Genomic DNA, 18,163 nt, shown 5'->3' on the forward strand with positions numbered 1-18,163 from the left:
CACCGGGGGCGTCAGACCTCGTTCAGCACCGCCGGCGCGAGCGCGGCATCCTTCGCGCGCGGATGAGCGGCATTGCGGAACCGCAACTCGCCCCCTTCCGCGGCATCCGGCGCCGGGCTGTCGAGGAGCTCGAACCGGCTCGCGCAGGTCACGGCCACGACGGGCCGCGCCTCGGGAACGGTGAGGAAGTTCCGCGCCGCCCCCTCGATCTCGAGCCGCTCGCGCAGGCCGCGCCACTCCGTCCGGTCGGTGTCCTCGATGAAGACGGCGAGGATGCCCGGCCGGGCGCCGGAGAGCCGCGCGGGAAGCTCCGCCAGCCGCCGGCCGAGCACGGCGGCGACCTCATTCTCGCGGCCCGCCCGCGCGGCCATGACGAACACCGAGCGCTCCCCGCCCATCACCGCGAAATGCGCCTCGGGCCCGAACTGCGCCTTCAGCCGATCCATCAGCGGCGTGGTGCCGGCCTGGGTCTGCGCGATGAGAAGCGGGTCGAGGCGGAGGATGGCCGCCTCGGAATGGTCGGTCCGCCTGTCCTCTGCGAGCAGCGCCGCGATGCGCTGCTGCACCGCAGACTGGCCCTCGGGTCCGGAGAGTCCCTCGGGAAGGGTGAGCTTGAGCAGGTAGCGGCCGGGATGCGAGGCGAGCCAGCGCTCGAGGTCGGGGTTGATCCGGTCGATCAGGCCGAACCAGTCGCCCCGGTGAACCCAGCGCCCTTCGTCGGCAGAGATCACCGCCGAGACGATCTCCGCCTCCGCCCCGTCGCGCTCGATGAGCAGGTCATGTGCCGTTTCGTCCTCGAGGCCGGAGAAGCGCACGGAGAATCCGCGGGCGCGGTGCAGGGCAGCCAGTCGCAACAGGTGGAACAGCGGGACAAGCGTGTTCTCGCCGGTGAGCGCGGTGGCGAGCATCGCTTCGAGGCGCGCACGTCCGTCAGCCGAGAGGCTGCGCGCGGTCGCGACGGCGGAGGCGGCGAGCGTGGCGATCGCGCGCTCGGCGCGGTTGCGCGGCGCAGCGGTGGCGAGACGGTCGATCGCGAGCTCGATGGCGTGCCGCTCGGCAATCACGCGACCGGCGATGCGCTGCGAGGTGGCGCGTGCGCGCAGTTCCTCGGCGCGCGCACGCCACGCCGCACGCCCGGCAAGGGCGATGAAACCCCGCACGCGACCGGCTTCGTTGGCCGGTGCGGCTGACCGCTCGATTGTTCGCTTCATGGTTTGATCCTGGCCCGCACGTGACAGCAAAGGCCAAGCACTTCCCCGCGCGCACAATGGCCGCGGTGCACCGGGGCGCTTAATCAAACTCCCGTGAGCGGGCGGTCACGGCCTGGGCAGCAGCGGTGCGTCCGGCGCATCGGGCGTCAGCGCGCGGCGGCGGAGGAGCTGGTCAGCCAGCACGCAGGCCATCATCGCCTCGCCCACAGGCACGGCGCGAATGCCGACGCAGGGGTCGTGCCGCCCCTTGGTGACGACATCGACGTCGCTGCCATGCGCATCGACGCCCTTCACCGGGGTGAGGATCGAGGAGGTCGGCTTCACCGCGAAGCGGACGACGACGGGCTGGCCGGTGGAGATGCCGCCGAGAATGCCGCCCGCGTGGTTTGCGAGGAAGCGCACGCGCGCGCCCTCCATGCGCATCTCGTCGGCGTTCTCCTCGCCGGTGAGCGCGGCGGCGGCGAAGCCCTCGCCGATCTCGACGCCCTTGACGGCGTTGATGCCCATCATGGCGGAGGCGAGCTCGGCGTCGAGCTTGCCGTAGACCGGCTCGCCGAGGCCGGGCGGGGCGCCTTCGGCGACGACCTCGATGACGGCGCCGACGGAGGAGCCGCGCTTGCGGATGTCGGAGAGATACCCTTCCCAGCGCTGCGCGGCCTGGCGGTCGGGGCAGAAGAACGGGTTGTCGGTGACGGCGTCCCACTCCCACGCGTCGCGGTCGATCCTCTCCGTGCCGATCTGGACGAGCGCGCCGCGGATCGTCACGCCGTCGCCCAGGATCTTGCGCGCGATGGCGCCTGCGGCGACGCGCACCGCCGTCTCGCGGGCCGAGGAGCGGCCTCCGCCGCGGTAGTCGCGGATGCCGTACTTGAGGTGGTAGGTCAGGTCGGCATGGCCGGGACGGAACCGGTCCTTGATCTCGCCGTAGTCCTTGCTGCGCTGGTCGACATTCTCGATCAGCAGCATCACCGGGTGTCCGGTCGTCATCCCCTCGAAGGTGCCGGAGAGGATGCGCACCTGGTCGGGTTCCTGGCGCTGGGTGGTGAACTTCGACTGCCCCGGCCGGCGGCGGTCGAGCCAGGGCTGGATGTCGGCCTCGGTGAGCGGGATGCGCGGCGGGATGCCGTCGACCACGCAGCCGATCGCCGGCCCGTGGCTCTCGCCGAAGCTCGTGAACCGGAACAGCGTGCCGAAGGTGTTGGAGGCCAAGGCGCTCAGACCGTCGAGATGTCGGGCGCGTCGACCGCCTTCATGCCGACGACGTGGTAGCCGCAATCGACGTGGTGCACCTCGCCGGTCACACCCGAGGCGAGGTCGGACAGCAGGTACACGCCGGCCCCGCCGACATCCTCGATCGTGACGTTCCGCTTCAGCGGCGCGTTGTACTGGTTCCACTTCAGGATGTAGCGGAAATCGCCGATGCCCGAGGCCGCCAGCGTCTTGATCGGCCCGGCGGAGATGGCGTTGACGCGAATGCCGTCGGGGCCGAGATCGGCGGCGAGGTAGCGCACGGAGGCCTCGAGCGCCGCCTTGGCAACGCCCATGACGTTGTAGTGCGGCGTCACCCGCTCGGCCCCGAGATAGGTCAGCGTCAGCAGCGCCGCGCCGGGCTTCATCAGCGGCACCGCGCGCTGCGCCACGGCGGTGAAGCTGAAGCAGGAGATGTCCATCGAGCGCAGGAAATTGTCCCGGCTCGTGTTCAGGTACCGTCCCTTCAGCTCGTCCTTGTCCGACCAGGCGATCGCGTGGACGAGGAAGTCGAGGCTGCCCCAGGCCTGGGCGACCGCCTTGAAGGTCTCGTCCATCGAGGCTTCGTCGGTCACGTCGCAGGGTACGACGAGGCTCGAGCCGACCGAGGCGGCAAGCGGCTCGACGCGCTTCTGCAGCGCCTCGCCCTGGTAGGTGAAGGCGAGCTCGGCCCCCTGCGCGGCGCAGGCGGCGGCGATTCCCCATGCGATCGAGCGGTCATTCGCCACGCCCATGATGAGGCCGCGACGGCCGCGCATCAGGGTTCCGGTTGGCGTCGCGGAGGTGGTTTCCGCCGCCCGGCTGTCGTTCATGCCTCAGATCCCGTCAAATGGCTCGGCCCTTGGTGGCACTGCCTGCGCGCGGCGGCAAGGGTCTTCGCAACCGCGGCACTGGACAGGGGCCGGACCTGCGCCAAAGTGCGCGGCGGAAAGAGCAGGAACCAAGCATGCCCGACACGGCCGCCACCACCGAAGACCCGATCGCCCGCTTCGAGGCCTGGATGGCCGATGCGGCGGAGAAGGAGCCGAACGACCCGAACGCCGTGTGCCTCGCCACCGCCACGCCCGACGGCCGCCCCTCGGCGCGGATGGTGCTGCTGAAGGGCGTCGATGCCCGGGGCTTCGTGTTCTACACCAACCTCGAAAGCCGCAAGGGCGGAGAGCTCGCCACCAACCCGCACGCCGCGCTCTGCTTCCACTGGAAGTCGCTCACCCGGTCCGTGCGCGTCGAGGGCCAGGTCGAGAACGTGTCGGCGGAGGAGGCGGATGCCTACTACGCCTCGCGCGCGCGGGGCTCGCGAATCGGCGCCTGGGCCTCGAAGCAGTCCCGCCCCCTCGAGAGCCGCTACGCGCTCGAGAAGCGGGTTGCCGAGTTCGGTCTCAAGTACGCCGTTGGCGACATCCCACGCCCGCCCTTCTGGTCGGGCTTCCGGCTCGTGCCCGCGCGCATCGAGTTCTGGCGCGACATGCCGTTCCGGCTGCACGAGCGGCTCGTGTTCCTGCGGGAGGGGCCGGACGCGCCGTGGAGGACGGAGCTTCTCTACCCGTGAGCGGCGCGCGCGGCGGCCGGGACGAGGTCGTCGCCTTCCTCGCCTCCCTCGCCGGCCGGCCGCCGGTCGAGACGCATATCAGCCTGGTCTTCCTCGGGCGCGACGAGGCGTGGAAGCTCAAGAAGGCCGTACGCCTCTCCTTCCTCGACTTCACGACGCTGGCTGCCCGCGAGCGCTTCTGCCGGCGCGAGCTCGCGCTCAACGCCCCCGCGGCACCGGGCCTCTACCGCGACGTGGTGCCGATCGTCCGACGGGATGGCCAGCTCGCCCTAGGCGGCGAGGGAGAGGTGGTCGACTGGGTGCTGCGCATGGCGCGGGTGCCGGAGGATGACTTCCTCGACCGCGTGGCCGAGCGCGGCGGGCTCACGCCGTCGCTCCTCGATGCCCTTGGCGATTCCGTCGCCGCGTTCCATCAAGCGCTGCCTCCCGTCGCCGGGGTCGACCTTGCCGAGGCGATGCGCCGCGTGGTGCAGGGCAACGCGGTCGCCGCGCGCGAGGCGGGGCTGCCCGTCGCGCGTGTCGGGACATGGCGCGAGGCGGCGGAAGCCGGGATCGCGCGGCTCGCCGGCCATCTCGCCGCGCGCGCGAAGGGTGGCTTCGTCCGCCGCGCGCATGGCGATCTCCATCTCGGCAACCTCTGCCTCTGGCAGGGCCGCCCGGTTCCCTTCGACGCGCTGGAGTTCGACGAGGCGCTGGCGACGATCGATACGGGCTACGACCTCGCCTTCCTGCTGATGGACCTCGAGCAGCGCAGCGGCCGGGCAGCGGCCAACCGCGTGCTGTCGCGCTACGTCGCGCGCACCAGCGACGTCGCCCTCCTCGGCGCGCTCCCGCTCTACCTCTCGACCCGCGCGATGGTGCGCGCCCATGTCACGGCGCGGATGGGCGAGGCCGCGCGCGGCGAGGCGCTTCTCGGCGCGGCGGGGGCCTATCTCCGCCCCGCGAAGCCGCGCCTCGTCGCCATCGGGGGCTTGCAGGGAACGGGAAAGACGACGCTCGCCCGCGCGATCGCCCCCGCGCTCGGCCCCTCGCCAGGCGCGCTCGTGCTGCGGAGCGACGAGACGCGCAAGCGCCTCGCAGGCGTCGCGCCGGAGGAGCGGCTGCCGGCGTCCTCCTATACGCGCGAGGCGTCCGCGGCGGTGTATGCGGCGCTCGAGGAGGCTGCGGCCGCGGCGCTCGCGCACGGCCATGCGGCGATCGTCGACGGGGTTTTTCTTGCGCAAAAGGAACGAGACGGGATCGAACAGGTCGCGCGCCGCGCCGCCGTGCCCTTCGCAGGCATCTGGCTCGAGGCGCCGCTTGCCGTCCTCGAGGCCAGGCTGGCCGCGCGGCGGGGCGACGCGTCGGACGCCGATGCCGCCGTCGTCAGGCAGGCTGCCGCCCGCGAGACCGGCGGGATCGGCTGGACGAGGCTCGATGCCGCATCGGAAGGGCTTGCGGCACGCGCCGAAGCGGTGGTGAATGCCGCCACGGGCAAGTGATAGGCTCTGATCCGGCTCGACAGGGTCCGTTCGACAGGGTCCGTTCGACAGACAGGGGGGCTCCCATGGCGTACCGCAAGCTGCTGGTTCCCGTGATCGGCACCGAGGCCGGCGAGGCCGCGCTCGCCACCGCCTTCATGGCAGCACGGATCTGGCAGGCGCATGTGCATGGCCTGCATGTCCGGATCGATCCGCGCGACGTCGCCCCGCTTGCCGGCGAAGGCCTCTCGGGCGCGATGATCGAGGAGATGATGAGCGCGACCGAGCGCGAGAGCAGCGAGCGCGCCAAGGGCGTGCACGCGATGTTCGCCCGCTACATCGCCGAGCACGAGATCCCCGCCGTCTCCGACCCGACCGACGCGTTCAAGGCCGGGCGGGTGACGGCGAGCTTCGGGTCGATCATCGGCCGGGAGGAGGACATCGTCGCGCAGCAGGCGCGGCTCTCCGACATCGTCGTCATCGCCCACCCGGAAGCGGGCGACGACGTCTCGACCTCCGACGCGCTGCACGCGGTCCTGTTCGACAGCGGCCGGCCGGTGATGGTGACGCCGAAGAAGGTGCCGGCGACGCTCGGCACGCGCGTCTGCGTCGCCTGGAACGGCACCGCCGAATCCGCCGCCGCCGTCGCCGGCGCGCTGCCCTGGCTCGAGCGCGCAGAGGCCGTCCGCGTGCTCTACGCCGACGAGTACCAGCGCCGCGGGCCGGAGGCGATGGGGCTGCTCGACTACCTTGCCTGGCACGGCATCAAGGCAGACAGCGCGCAGTTCAAGCCGCTGAACAACTCCGTCGGCGCTGGCCTGCTCGCGGCCTCGGCAGAGTTCGGCGCCGACCTCCAGGTGATGGGCGCCTACAGCCACTCCCGGCTGCGTCAGCTCATCCTCGGCGGCGTGACGCGCCACGTGCTCGAGCACGCAGGCATCACGCTCCTGATGTGCCGCTGAGGCGGTAGATGACCGTGCGCCTCAGCTCCCGATCCTCGAGCTCGCGGGTCACCGGAACGTCGTAGGCGGCAACCGCCTCTATGCCGCCCCGCGGCAGGTAGGCGCGGCCCGGATCGGCGAGCAGCACGAGCGTGCCGGCATCGGCCGCCTGGCGGAGCCAGGGCACGACGCGCGCCGTCATCCGCGCCTCGTAGCAGACATCGCCGGCGAGGATGACGTCCCACCCCGAAGGCGGTGCGGCAAGAAGATTCGAAGCCTCCGTCTCGATCGCAACGCCATTGGCTGCCGCGTTCAGACGCGCCGCGGTCGCGGCAAGCGGGTCGAGCTCGGCGGCAAGCACGTGCGCCGCCCCCGCCTTCGCCGCGGCGATCGCGGCGAGCCCGCAGCCAGCGGCGAAATCGAGCACGCGCCTGTCTCGCACCAAGGCCGGATCGTCGAGCACGAAGCGCGCGAGCGCCTGCCCGCCTGGCCAGGCGAAGGCCCAGTAGGGCGGCTCGACACCCGAGCGGGCGAGCGAGACCTCCGTCGCCTCCCAGATCGGCGTGATGGCGGAGGCAAGATGGAGCGTGACCTCGGGAACGAGAGGCGGTGCGGCCGGCGCGGTCTGGCCGAGGACGAAGGCCTCGCGCTCCGCCTCGGTCACAGAACCCGGCCGGCGACGATCGCCGCGGCGACGACGAGGCCGACATCGCGGTTCGCGCGGAACAGCCTGCCGCAGCGCGCCGCATCGTCGATCGCGAGCGTCGCGACCTGCCAGGCAAGCATCGCCGCGGCAATGCCGAGGACGGCGTAGAAGGCCGCGCCGAGCCCCGCCATCGTGCCGGCAAGAGCGGCGAGCAGGACCGTCGCTGCATAGCAGGCCGCAAGGAACGGCCGCGTCGCCTCGCCGAACAGCCGCGCCGTCGAGTGAACGCCAACGAGCGCGTCGTCCTCGCGGTCCTGGTGGGCGTAGATCGTGTCGTAGCCGAGCGTCCAGAAGAACGCCGCCGCGTAGAGCACGAACGCCTCGGGCGCGAGCGTTCCCGTCGCCGCCGCATAGCCCATCGGCACGCCCCAGTTGAAGGTGACGCCGAGGAAGGCCTGCGGCCACCAGGTGATGCGCTTCATGCCGGGGTAGATCGCGATCGGGACCAGCGAGGCGACGCCGAGCAGGATCGCTGCGAGGGAGAGCTGCAGGAGGATCGCGAGACCGATCAGCAGAAGCAGAAGCAGGAAGGCGAGCGCCTGGCGCACAGAGAGGAGGCCGGAGGCGAGCGGGCGGCCGGCGGTACGGGCGACGCGGCGGTCGATGTCGCGGTCCCAGAGATCGTTCACGACGCAGCCCGCGCCGCGCATCACCACCGCGCCGATGCCGAACAGCCCGACGAGCCACGGGTCGGGCCACGGCGCGCCGCCGAGCGCGAGGCCCCAGAGCCCGGGAAGGAACAGGAGCCAGGTGCCGATCGGCCTGTCGAGCCGTGCGAGCAGGGCGTAGGGGCGGATGCCCGCGGGCAGGCGCGCGACAAGCCCGTCGGCGCGGATGTCGGAGGCGGGGCTGGGTTGGGCGGTGTGCATCGTCCCTATAGTCTGGCCGCATCGGAGAGCAACGCAACCGAGGGCCACATAGCCTCTGCCCATGAGCACGATCCGCCTCTACGTGACCGAACCGCTGCACGAGGGCGCCATGGTCACGCTTCCGGCGCAGCAGGCGCATTACCTCGGCGCGGTGATGCGCCGCGGCGTCGGCGACGGCGTGCGCCTGTTCAACGGGCGCGACGGCGAGTGGCAGGCGACGATCGCCGCGCTTGGCAAGGGCCGCGCGACGCTCGCCGTCGGTGCGCGGACGCGCGCGCAGGCTCCCTCGCCTGATCTCTGGCTGCTCGCGCCGGTTCTCAAGCGCGAGACGCTGGAATGGACCGTGGAGAAGGCGACCGAGCTTGGCGTCTCGCGGATCCAGCCGGTGACGAGCGAGCGGAGCGCCGTGCACCGCACCAACGTGCCGCGCCTTGCCGCGATCGCCGCCGAGGCGGCGGAGCAGTGCCGCAGGCTCGACGTGCCGGAGATCGGCGAGCCCGTGGCGCTCCGAACCCTTCTTGCCTCCTGGGAGGCCGCGCGGCTCCTGCTTCTGGCCGACGAATCGGGCGCCTCCCCGCCCATCCCGACCGTCCTCGCCGACGCGCCGCGCGGGCCCTGGGCGGTGCTGGTCGGGCCGGAGGGCGGGTTCTCGCCTGCCGAACTTGACGCATTCGGCAAACTCGCTTTCTGTCGCCCCGCCAGCCTTGGCCCGCGCATCCTGCGGGCCGAGACGGCTGCGCTTTCCACCCTCGCCGTTCTCCAGGCCCTGGCGGGGGACTGGCGCAATCCCCATTTCGTCTGACGCATCCTGCCGGCTGCCCGGCGCCCGCCCCATCCTTCGACACAAGAACGCGAGACCATCATGTCGGGACCATCCGAAGGCGATGCCACGCCGATCACGTCGTTCCGCCAGATGGTCGAGCACATCGCCGGCGGCGCCAAGCCGCGCGATGCCTGGCGCATCGGCACCGAGCACGAGAAGATCGTGTTCCGGAAGGACGACCTGTCTCCCCCGCCGTACCAGGGCGAGGCCGGCATCCGCTCCCTGCTCGAGGGAATCGCCGCGACCGGCTGGGAGCCGGTGACGGACAAGGGCAACGTGATCGGCCTGAAGCGGGGGCGCGGCAATGTCTCGCTCGAGCCCGGCGGGCAGTTCGAGCTCTCCGGCGCGCCGATGGCTGACCTACATGCCACGAAGGCCGAGCTCGACGAACATCTCGACGCCTGCCGCAGTGTCGGCGGGCGTCTCGGCCTCGCCTTCCTGCCGCACGGGTTCCATCCGCTCAAGCGCCGCGACGAGATGCCGTGGATGCCGAAGAGCCGCTACGCGATCATGCGCCGCTACATGCCGCTCAAGGGCAAGCTCGGCCTCGACATGATGCTGCGCACCTCGACGGTGCAGGTGAACCTCGACTTCGCCGACGAGGCGGACATGGTCGAGAAGTTCCGCATCTCGCTCGCGCTGCAGCCTGTCGCGATCGCGCTGTTCGCCAACTCGCCGTTCACCGAGGGGAGGCCGAACGGGTTCAGGAGCTTCCGCGCGAATGTCTGGACCGATACGGACCCGGACCGTTGCGGCATTCCCTCCTTCGTGTTCGATAAGGGCTTCGGCTACGAGCGCTGGGTCGAGTACCTGCTCGACGTGCCGATGTACTTCGTGATGCGCGACGGGCAGTACATCGACGTCGCCGGCCAGTCGTTCCGCGAGTTCATGGAGGGCAGGCTGCCAGGCATGCCTGGCGAGCGGCCGACGGTGGGCGACTTCGCCGACCACATCACCACCGCCTTCACCGAGGTGCGGCTCAAGCGCTACCTCGAGATGCGCGGCGCCGATTCGGGCCCGCCCGGGATGCTCATGGCGCTACCGGCGCTGTGGACGGGACTTCTGTACGACAAGGGCGCGCAGGCCGAGGCGCTCGCTCTCGTGACTGACCATCCCTGCGGCGACTACCAGGCGCTGCACCGCGACGTGCCGCGGCTCGGGCTTGCGGCGCCGTGGTGCGACGGCACGGTGCGGTCGCTCGCGCGCGAGGTAGTGTCGATCGCGAAGCGCGGCCTTTCCGCTCGCGCCATGGGCGAGGAGGTCTACCTCGCGCCGCTCGAAGAGATCGTGGAGACAGGCCGCACGCTCGCTGATCGCTGGCTCGAGCGGTACGAGACCGCCTGGGGTGGCGACGTCTCGCGCATCTTCGCTGAAGGCGCGCTGTGACTGCGCTTTTGTAACGCTTCCGCGCCGTCTCGACAGGTCAGCCAAGCGAACTTAGGATCGGCCGTGGCAGGGTCTGGGAGGGCCTTGCAGCCGCGGCATGCGCCGGGCGTGCCGCATGCGGCCGGGTTAGTCCGTCTCTAGCCCGGAACGTTTCCGTGTCCTCACGGCGTTCCCGGCCGGTGCGCAAGGCGCCGTACGCCGTGCCATCGCCGGGAGCATTCACGATGAACCGTGCGGCGTCAGGCTTTCTCGCCATTGCCCTAGTCGGCGCCTTTGCTGGGCCGGCCGCGGCCACCTTGCGCATCCCCGATTGCGATGCCCTCGCCAGCTGGGCATCGAGCTACGAGCGCGGCGCGCAATGGAAGCCGAACCAGTTCGGAACGCGCTATTGGTTCCCGCCCGGCTTCGCCGCACCGGCGACGGCGGACACGTTCGGCAAGCCGGTGCTCGAATGGAGCGTCGAGGAGGCGAAGGAGGCCGCCGAGGCGCTGCGCAGGTGCGAGCAGGCGCTTCGCCGGGCCAATAGGCTGGCCGAGCGGAACGACGTGAGCGCCATGCGCGGCTACGCGCAGAACAATGTGGCGCGCTATCTCCAGGCGCTGGCCGAGGCGCGGGCGGAGGTGCCGGCGCGGCTCTCATCGCTCGAGAGCGCCGCACCGTCGACTTCGCTGCTGGCCTTCTACGCCGCTCTCGCGGATCTCGGGCGCGACCGCAGGGCGTTCAACGAGGCGAACCGCGCAACAGGCGGACTTCAGGGGCAGGAGCAGGCCGAGGCGCGCGCGTTGATGGCGGCGCTGCGCGACCTGCCCGAGGCCGAGGCGGCAGGTGCCGTCCGTGAGATTGCCTCCGCCCGGCTCGGCACGATCCGCGGCGGCGTACGCGACAGCATCGTCGCCTCCTTCGCCGAGATGCCGACCAGCGTTGCCTCCCTCCAGCGGCTGACGGCGATGCCGCTTGCTCTTCGCCGCGAGCATGGCGAGGCGCTGGGCGCGGAGGACTACGCCGCCATCGACCGAGCGATCGCCGCGCGCAGGGCCGAGATGGGTGCGAGCATCGCCGATGACCTTGCCGCCTCGATCGCAGCGCTGCCCGCGAACGAGGAGGCCTTCCGGCTGATCGACCAGCGCACCGACGAACGCCTCCTGGTGATGCTGCCACGCGCTGGTGCGGCGAAGGTCACGGAGGCGGCTGCGGCGCAGCGGCAGAAGGCCGGCGCGGCCCTGCTTGCCGATCTGAGGCCGAAACTCTCCGCCCTTCCTGAGACTCAGGAAAGCCTCGACCTGATCGACGGCACGCTGATGCCGGCCATCGCCCGCATCCCCGACAGCGCAGGCGAGCAGAAGGCAAAGCTGATCGAGGCGGATCGCGAGCGCCGCGCCGCGATCCTCGCCGCCGTGAACCGCGCCGAACGCGGCAGCCTGCGCGGCCGCGTCTATGACAGCCCGGCGGGGTTCTCGCTCGAGTTTGTCGACCGCACGCGCGTCTTCCTCAAGCAGGGAAACGGTCAGACAGCGGCAGGCACCTACACCGAGGAGGACGACGGCCGCGTGGTCGTGTCCATCAACGGGCAGTCGATGGTGCTCACGCGCGAGGGTCGCACCCTCGCCGGCGGCCCGACCGTGTTCAGGCGATCGAAGTAGCGGCGGCGGCGGCGCTCAGCGCACCGCCGTTCCTCCGACGGTCAGCCCGCGCATCTTCAGCGTGGGCTGGCCGACGCCGACAGGCACGCCCTGACCGTTCTTGCCGCAGGTGCCGATGCCGGGATCGAGGCCCGGGTCGCTGCCGACCATCGTCACCTTCGTCAGCGCCTCGGGCCCGTTGCCGATCAGCGTCGCGCCCTTCACGGCAGGGCCGATCCTTCCGCCCTCGATCAGATACGCCTCCGAGGCGGAGAAGACGAACTTGCCCGACGTGATGTCCACCTGCCCGCCGCCGAAATTGACCGCGTAGAGGCCGCGATCGACCGAGGCGATGATTTCCTCCGGCGCATGCTGCCCGCCGGTCATGATCGTGTTGGTCATGCGCGGCATCGGCGCATGCGCGAAGCTCTGCCTCCGCCCGTTGCCGGTGGGCGAGACGCCCATCAGCCGCGCATTCTGCCTGTCCTGGATGAAGGCGCGAAGGATGCCGTCCTCGATCATCACCGTGCGGCCAGAGGGCGTGCCCTCGTCGTCGACGGTGAGGCTGCCGCGCCGGTCGGGGAGCGTGCCGTCATCGACCACCGTCACGCCGGGCGCTGCGATGCGCTGGCCGAGCAGGCCGGCGAAGGCAGAGGTCTTCTTGCGGTTGAAGTCGCCCTCGAGCCCATGGCCGATCGCTTCGTGCAGAAGGATCCCAGGCCATCCCGGGCCGAGCACGACCTCCATCTCGCCGGCAGGCGCAGGCACCGCATCGAGGTTCACCACGGCCTGCCGAAGCGCCTCGTCCACCGCGCCCTGCCAGGTCGCGGGCTCCAGCAGGTGGCCATAGCCATGGCGCCCGCCTGTGCCGAAGGTGCCGGTCTCGCGCCGCCCGTTCGCGGAGACGACGACGGTGACGTTGAGGCGCACGAGGGGGCGGAGGTCTGCCACCCGCACGCCATCCGCGCGGATGATCTGCACCGCCTGCCATTCGCCAGAGAGGGTCGCCATCACCTGCGTCACGCGCGGGTCGCGCGCGCGGGCATGCGCGTCGATCCTCGCGAGAAGCTCCGCCTTGGCCGGGAAGTCGAGCGCCGCGACGGGGTTCTCCGGCGCGTAGAGGCGCGCATTGGTGGAGCGTGGCGCGACATCCATCGTGCCGCCGCGGCCCGATCGGACGCCGCGCACTGTCTCCGCCGCGCGCTTCAGCGCCGCCTCGCTCACCTCCCCCGCGTGGGCATAGCCGACCGCCTCTCCCGCGACGGCGCGGAGGCCGAAGCCCAGCGTGGTGTCGAAGCTCGCCGAGCGGATGCGCCCATCCTCGAGCGCGAGCGCCTCGCTCTCGCGGTACTCGAGGAAGAGCTCGCCATCGTCCATGCCCTCGAGCGCCGCGGCGGCGATGCGTTCGGCTCCGTCGCGGTCGATCGCGGAATCGTCGCGGCCGAAGAACAGCCTGTCGGTCGTATCGAGATGGCTCATTGGGGGCTGCTCCTGGTGCCGCGCGCATCGGCGGCGGATTGTGTGTCGGCGGCCTTGCCGCCAGGCGGTGCGACGACGCGCGAGGCGGGAAGCGTCAGCACAGCGGTGGTGCCCTGCCCCTCGCCCGGGCTCTCGAGATGCAGCGTGCCGCCATGCGCGACGGCAAGAGCACGGGAGAGGTAGAGGCCGAGGCCGCTTCCCTGGAACCGGCGGGAGAGAGAGCTATCCAGCTGTGTGAAGGGCTGGAAGACGTGCTCGAGCTGCTCCTTCGAGATGCCGATGCCGTTGTCGGAGACGATGACCTTCAGCGTCTCCTCCTCCGTCACGCGCGCCGAGATCCGCACATGCCCGGCGGAGCCGGAGAACTTCACCGCGTTGGAGACGAGATTGAGGAGGATCTGCCGCAGCCGCCGCTCGTCGCCGCGCACCAGCGGCAGGTCATCGGGCAGGTCGAGCGTCAGCTTCGCCCCGGTCGTGCGCGCCGTCGGCTCCATCAGGCGGCGGCAGCTCTCGGCAAGCCGCGCGATGTCGACCTTGTCCTCGGAGAGGTCGATGCGGCCCGCCTCGATCCGGGCGACGTCGAGGATGTCGTTGATGAGCGCGAGGAGGTGCCTTCCCGCCTCGTTGATGGACGCAGCGTACTCGGCGATCTTGGTGAGGCCCGCGCGCGAGGGGTCGTGCATCAGCGCGTCGGAGAAGCCGATGATGGCGTTGAGCGGCGTGCGCAGCTCGTGGCTCATTGTCGCGAGGAACTGGCTCTTCGCCCGGCTCGCCGCCTCGGCCTGTTCCTTCGCCGAACGGAGGCGGCTTTCCGCCTCCGTCTGGTCTGTCACGTCGGTGTAGGTGACGACGAAGCCACCATCTGGCGTGGGGTCGGAGCGGACCTCGAGCACATGCCCGTCAGACCGGGTGCGCCGATGGATGGTCGGGATCGAGCGGTCACGGCTCAGGAAGTCCCCGACGCGCGCCTCCGCCTCCTCTCCCTGGCCGAGCTCGCCGCGCGCGCGAAGCGCGCCGACGAGTTCCTCCTGCGTCCGCCCGGCGACGAGGAAATCGGGCGGGTGCAGCAGAAGCTGCGCGGCCATGCGGTTCGCGCTCACGACGCGTCGGTCGCGGTCGAACATGCAGATGCCGTGGCGGATGTGCTCGAGCATCGTGTCGAGCATCGCCGCGCGCCGCATCGCCTCCGCCTCGGCCTCGACGACGGGGGTGATGTCTGTCACCACCGAAACGTGCCCGCCATCGGGAAGCGGGGCGGAGCGGACGTCGATCGCCGTGCCGTTCGGGCGGACGCGCCGGCGACGCTGCGGCTCTCGCACGTCGCGGGCGAGTTCGCGCGCGACGAGTTCCTCGACATCGCCCGAGCCGTACTCGCCCGCCGCGGCGCGCCGGCGGATCACGTCCGCGATCGTGTCGCCGACCATGATCGGCGCGCCGTTCATGATCGCCGAGTAGGCGGGGTTGAACATCGTCACGATGCGGGAACGGTCATACACGGCCACGCCGTGCGGCAGGTTGGCGAGGATGGCGTCGAGCATGGTCGCCCGGCCGCGCGCCTCGTCCTCGGCGCGCGCGAGCGCGGTGATGTCGTTGGCGCTGATCATGAACCCGCCATCGGGAAGCGGGTCGGAGCCGATGTCGAGCACCGTTCCGGTCGCGCGGACGCGGCGCGTGACGTGCGGCACCGTCCGGTCCATCGCGAGGATGCGCGCGAGATAGGCGTCCGCGTCGAGCGCGTCGAACTCGCCGCGGTCGCGCAGCATCCGCATCACGTCGACGAGCCCCATGCCTGGCCTGACCGCGTCGTGCGGAAGGCCGAGCAGCTCCTCGTAGCGCCGGTTCTTCAGAGTCACCCGATGATCGGGCCCGTACACGCAGACTCCGCTGCGCAGACGCGCGAGAACGATGTCGAGCTGCGTGGCGCGCGAACGAGCTTCCTGCTCGGCCTCGATCAGCGGCGTGACGTCGAGCGCGCAGATGACGTGCCCGCCATCGGGAAGCGGCTCGTAGCGCACATCGATCGAGCGGCCGTCCGGAAGCCGGCGCGTGCGGCGATGCGGGCGCGTACGGTCGATCGAGAGGGCGAGCGCGACGTAGCTCTCGGGGTCGCCCGGGCCATAGCCGCCGCGGCCCGCATAGGCGCGCACGACCTCCTCGAGCGTGCGACCGGGAACGAGCTCGGACATGTTGCCGCCGGCCATCTCGGCATAGGCGGCGTTGGCCCAGATCAGCCGCCGCTCCGCGTCATAGAGGACGATGCCGACGGGCAGCCGGTCGAGCGTGTCGCGCAGGAGCGCGCTCTGCCTGCGGGCGGCCTGAGTGGCCTCCATTTCCGCCGTGACGTCGCGGCCGATGCCGCGATAGCCCTCGAACCGCCCATCGGCGCCGAACACGGGAACGCCGCTGATGCGCACCCAGAAGGGAAGGTCGGTGCCGCGGCGCGACCGGTAGGTGAGGTCACGGAACGGCCGCCGGGCCGCCAGGGCCTCGGCATGCGCCGACCACATCGCCTCGTCGCCGGGTTCGCGGATGGCATTCTCGTCGCGCGTGCGGCCGAGCATCGGGTCGTTCAGCCTCGGGGCGAGAACGTCTCCCCCCGGCGGAACGTCACGCTGCGAGAGCCAGGTGAAGCGGAGCTCGGCGTCCTGTTCCCAGAACCAGTCGCCCGAGGCGAAGGCGAAATCCCTGAGCCGCCGCTCGCGCGCCTCGAGCATCGCGCAGGCGACGCGCAGCGCCTCGACCTCGGAGGTGGTGTCGCCGTCGCGGCGTCCCTGGGTGGTTCCTTCCATCAGGCCGCGATCATGCCACAAGCCGGCGCACCCTGTGCGCGGCGATGACGAAGGCGCCGAGAACGAGAACCGCCATCGTCTGGTGAAGCGTGCCGAGCGACACGGGAACCACGGCGAGCAGCGTGGCGATGCCGAGGACGTATTGCAGGACGATCGCGCCGGAGAGACCGAGCACCGGGAGCCGCCAGGGCGAGCCGGCACGCAGGGCGAGCGCGCCCGCCAGGACGGCGGCGACGAGGGCGAGCGTGGCGAGAAGCCTGTGGTTGAACTGCACCGCGGCCAGGTTCTCGAAGAAGTTCAGCACGAAGGGCGAGAGGTCAGCGTAGCCGGCGGGGAACAGCCTGCCGTCCATCAGCGGAAAAGTGTTGAAGGTGAACCCTGCCCGCGTGCCTGCCACGAACCCGCCCGCGAGCATGGTGAGCACCGCGAAGCCGCCGGCGGCATGCACCGCGACCTTGAGCGCACGCGGCGGCGGCTCCCCACGACGCGCAGGGCGAAGCAGGTCGAGCGCGGTCCAGAGCACGGCGGCGAAGATCACGAAGGCGAGGCCGAGATGCATCGTCAGCCTGTAGGGGCTCACGGCGGTGCGGTGCGGGAAGAAGCCCGACGCCACCATGAACCAGCCGAGCAGCCCCTGAAGCGCGCCGAGGCCGAACAGCAGCCCGATGCGCGGCCAGAGGCTGCGCCGGAGCCGCCCCGTCAGGGCGAGCAGGATGGCCCCGCCCGCGAAGGCCACGCCGATCAGCTTGCCCCAGAGCCGGTGCAGGTACTCGAGCCAGAAGATCTCCTTGAACCCGGCAAGGTCCATCCCCCGGTTCACCTCGAGGTATTGCGGGATGGTGCGGTAGAGGGCGAAAAGGCGGTTCCACTCCGCCTCCGACAAGGGCGGAAGCCAGCCTGTCAGCGGCCGCCACTCCATGATCGAGAGCCCGGAACCGGTCAGCCGCGTCGCGCCGCCGAGCGCGATCATCACGACGATCATGGCCGCGACGATCATCAGCCAGGCCGCGACGGCACCGTCGCCGGCCCGGTCACGGTCGGCGGCGTCTGCGTCCAGGGGCGGCCAGGTCGTGTCGAAGGGCATCGTCTCGCATCGTCCTCGTGCCGGGGCCAGGCGCAGGGCCGTGGCGACCGGGGTGACAGGCGGGGCTGCAGCCGCGTCGCTTGCCCGGCCCCCGCCCCTCTGGTATGGCGCCCGGCACGCCGAAATCAAGCAACGGCCGCGCCGTGGCAGCCCCGCAGGGACCGTCCCGGCAGGCCGGAACGGGACCGTACCTCCCCATGCCGACAGAGAATGCTGCCGCGGCGGCCGAGCCCGCCCCGGCATGGCGAGACACCGAGGCGCCACCCCTCTCGGTCGTCGTGCCGGTGCGGAACGAGGGGCCGAACATCGCGCCGCTGATTGCCGAGATCCGCGCCGCCACCGCCCCGCTCGGCGCCGAGATCGTCTATGTCGATGACGGCTCGACCGACGACACCCAGGCGCGCCTCGCAGAGGAGGCAAGGGCCGGCGACCTGGTGCGGATCCGGCATGCGCGGAGCTGCGGGCAGAGTGCGGCGATCGTCTCCGGCGTGAAGGCGGCGCGCGGCCGCTGGATCGCCACCCTCGACGGCGACGGCCAGAACGACCCAGCAGACATTCCCGCCCTTTACGCCCGGGCGCTGAAGGAGGCCGAGGGCTCGTCGGCGCCGATCCTGATCGCCGGTCACCGGGTGAACCGCAAGGATACGGCAACGAAGCGCTTCACCAGCCGCTTCGCCAACCGCTTCCGCGCCTGGCTGCTTGGCGACGCCACGCCAGACACGGGCTGCGGGCTCAAGCTGTTCCGCCGCGGCGACTTCCTCGAGCTCCCGCATTTCGACCACATGCATCGCTACCTTCCCGCGCTCTTCCTGCGCGCAGGCGGGCGGGTGGCGAGCGTTCCGGTGAACCATCGTCCGCGGCTGCGGGGCAGGTCGAACTACGGCACGCTCGACCGTCTCGCCGTCGCGATCGCCGACCTGTTCGGCGTGTTGTGGTTGCAGCGACGCTGGAAGAGGCCCATCGCCGAGCGCGTGAGGGACGGCGAGGGGCAGGGCTGAG

At 71.3% G+C, this 18,163-nt stretch carries 15 protein-coding genes; 7 read left to right on the top strand and 8 right to left on the bottom strand.

The window, feature by feature from the left end:
* Nucleotides 1-11 precede the first annotated feature (11 nt).
* The 3 genes from FIF60_RS09970 to fabI all read right to left on the bottom strand — a co-directional run bounded on the left by FIF60_RS09970 (nucleotide 12) and on the right by fabI (nucleotide 3,271).
* Complete coding sequence (locus FIF60_RS09970) at nucleotides 12-1,211, bottom strand: hypothetical protein (protein ID WP_144185926.1); 1,200 nt, start codon at nucleotides 1,209-1,211, stop codon at nucleotides 12-14.
* 105 nt (nucleotides 1,212-1,316) lie between these two features.
* A complete protein-coding gene (aroC, locus tag FIF60_RS09975; RefSeq protein WP_144185927.1) occupies nucleotides 1,317-2,420 on the bottom strand; it encodes a chorismate synthase in 1,104 nt (367 codons plus the stop codon).
* 5 nt (nucleotides 2,421-2,425) lie between these two features.
* Complete coding sequence (gene fabI, locus FIF60_RS09980) at nucleotides 2,426-3,271, bottom strand: enoyl-ACP reductase FabI (protein WP_144185928.1); 846 nt, start codon at nucleotides 3,269-3,271, stop codon at nucleotides 2,426-2,428.
* A 134-nt stretch (nucleotides 3,272-3,405) separates the two neighbouring features.
* On the opposite strand from fabI, the gene pdxH reads away from it, so the two are divergent.
* The 3 genes from pdxH (at nucleotide 3,406) to FIF60_RS09995 (ending at nucleotide 6,430) form a co-directional block, all read left to right on the top strand.
* A complete protein-coding gene (gene pdxH, locus FIF60_RS09985) occupies nucleotides 3,406-4,008 on the top strand; it encodes a pyridoxamine 5'-phosphate oxidase (protein WP_239451577.1) in 603 nt (200 codons plus the stop codon).
* Complete coding sequence (locus tag FIF60_RS09990; RefSeq protein WP_144185930.1) at nucleotides 4,005-5,489, top strand: bifunctional aminoglycoside phosphotransferase/ATP-binding protein; 1,485 nt, start codon at nucleotides 4,005-4,007, stop codon at nucleotides 5,487-5,489. The genes pdxH and FIF60_RS09990 overlap by 4 nt, the downstream gene beginning before the upstream one ends.
* Before the next feature lie 65 nt (nucleotides 5,490-5,554).
* The gene (locus tag FIF60_RS09995; RefSeq protein ID WP_144185931.1) at nucleotides 5,555-6,430 is read left to right on the top strand and encodes a universal stress protein; all 876 of its coding nucleotides are present in this window, start codon (nucleotides 5,555-5,557) and stop codon (nucleotides 6,428-6,430) included.
* Here the strand turns inward: FIF60_RS09995 and FIF60_RS10000 are convergent.
* Both FIF60_RS10000 and ubiA read right to left on the bottom strand, forming a co-directional pair.
* Entirely contained in the window at nucleotides 6,408-7,073 is a 666-nt protein-coding gene (locus tag FIF60_RS10000; protein WP_144185932.1) for a class I SAM-dependent methyltransferase, read from the bottom strand. The two genes, FIF60_RS09995 and FIF60_RS10000, sit on opposite strands and share 23 nt — an antisense overlap.
* Nucleotides 7,070-7,984: a 4-hydroxybenzoate octaprenyltransferase gene (gene ubiA, locus FIF60_RS10005; RefSeq protein ID WP_144185933.1), complete on the bottom strand. Its 915-nt coding sequence runs from the start codon at nucleotides 7,982-7,984 to the stop codon at nucleotides 7,070-7,072. Before ubiA ends, FIF60_RS10000 begins: the two co-directional genes overlap by 4 nt.
* Before the next feature lie 61 nt (nucleotides 7,985-8,045).
* On the opposite strand from ubiA, the gene FIF60_RS10010 reads away from it, so the two are divergent.
* From FIF60_RS10010 to FIF60_RS10020, 3 genes are all read left to right on the top strand, one after another.
* Nucleotides 8,046-8,786 (top strand): 16S rRNA (uracil(1498)-N(3))-methyltransferase, encoded by a 741-nt coding sequence (locus FIF60_RS10010; RefSeq protein WP_144185934.1) that lies wholly within the window; start codon nucleotides 8,046-8,048, stop codon nucleotides 8,784-8,786.
* A gap of 60 nt (nucleotides 8,787-8,846) precedes the next feature.
* Nucleotides 8,847-10,193 carry a glutamate--cysteine ligase gene (locus tag FIF60_RS10015; RefSeq protein WP_144185935.1) on the top strand — a complete coding sequence of 449 codons (1,347 nt, stop codon included), beginning with the start codon at nucleotides 8,847-8,849 and terminating at the stop codon, nucleotides 10,191-10,193.
* 224 nt (nucleotides 10,194-10,417) lie between these two features.
* On the top strand, nucleotides 10,418-11,833 hold the full coding sequence (locus tag FIF60_RS10020) for a hypothetical protein (protein WP_144185936.1): 1,416 nt from the start codon (nucleotides 10,418-10,420) through the stop codon (nucleotides 11,831-11,833).
* A gap of 15 nt (nucleotides 11,834-11,848) precedes the next feature.
* Here the strand turns inward: FIF60_RS10020 and tldD are convergent, their stop codons facing one another.
* The 3 genes from tldD to FIF60_RS10035 are packed head-to-tail and all read right to left on the bottom strand — an operon-like array spanning nucleotide 11,849 to nucleotide 17,164.
* Nucleotides 11,849-13,291: a metalloprotease TldD gene (gene tldD, locus FIF60_RS10025; RefSeq protein WP_144185937.1), complete on the bottom strand. Its 1,443-nt coding sequence runs from the start codon at nucleotides 13,289-13,291 to the stop codon at nucleotides 11,849-11,851.
* A complete protein-coding gene (locus FIF60_RS10030) occupies nucleotides 13,288-16,080 on the bottom strand; it encodes a PAS-domain containing protein (protein WP_144185938.1) in 2,793 nt (930 codons plus the stop codon). Before FIF60_RS10030 ends, tldD begins: the two co-directional genes overlap by 4 nt.
* 10 nt (nucleotides 16,081-16,090) lie before the next feature.
* Complete coding sequence (locus tag FIF60_RS10035) at nucleotides 16,091-17,164, bottom strand: COX15/CtaA family protein (protein WP_144185939.1); 1,074 nt, start codon at nucleotides 17,162-17,164, stop codon at nucleotides 16,091-16,093.
* Nucleotides 17,165-17,361: 197 nt separating this feature from the next.
* Here FIF60_RS10035 and FIF60_RS10040 point away from each other — a divergent pair, with 197 nt between their 5' ends.
* Nucleotides 17,362-18,162 carry a glycosyltransferase family 2 protein gene (locus tag FIF60_RS10040; RefSeq protein ID WP_144185940.1) on the top strand — a complete coding sequence of 267 codons (801 nt, stop codon included), beginning with the start codon at nucleotides 17,362-17,364 and terminating at the stop codon, nucleotides 18,160-18,162.
* Nucleotide 18,163: the final 1 nt, after the last annotated feature.

It is taken from the genome of Elioraea rosea, assembly GCF_007644105.1.
Lineage (GTDB): Bacteria > Pseudomonadota > Alphaproteobacteria > Acetobacterales > Acetobacteraceae > Elioraea_A > Elioraea_A rosea.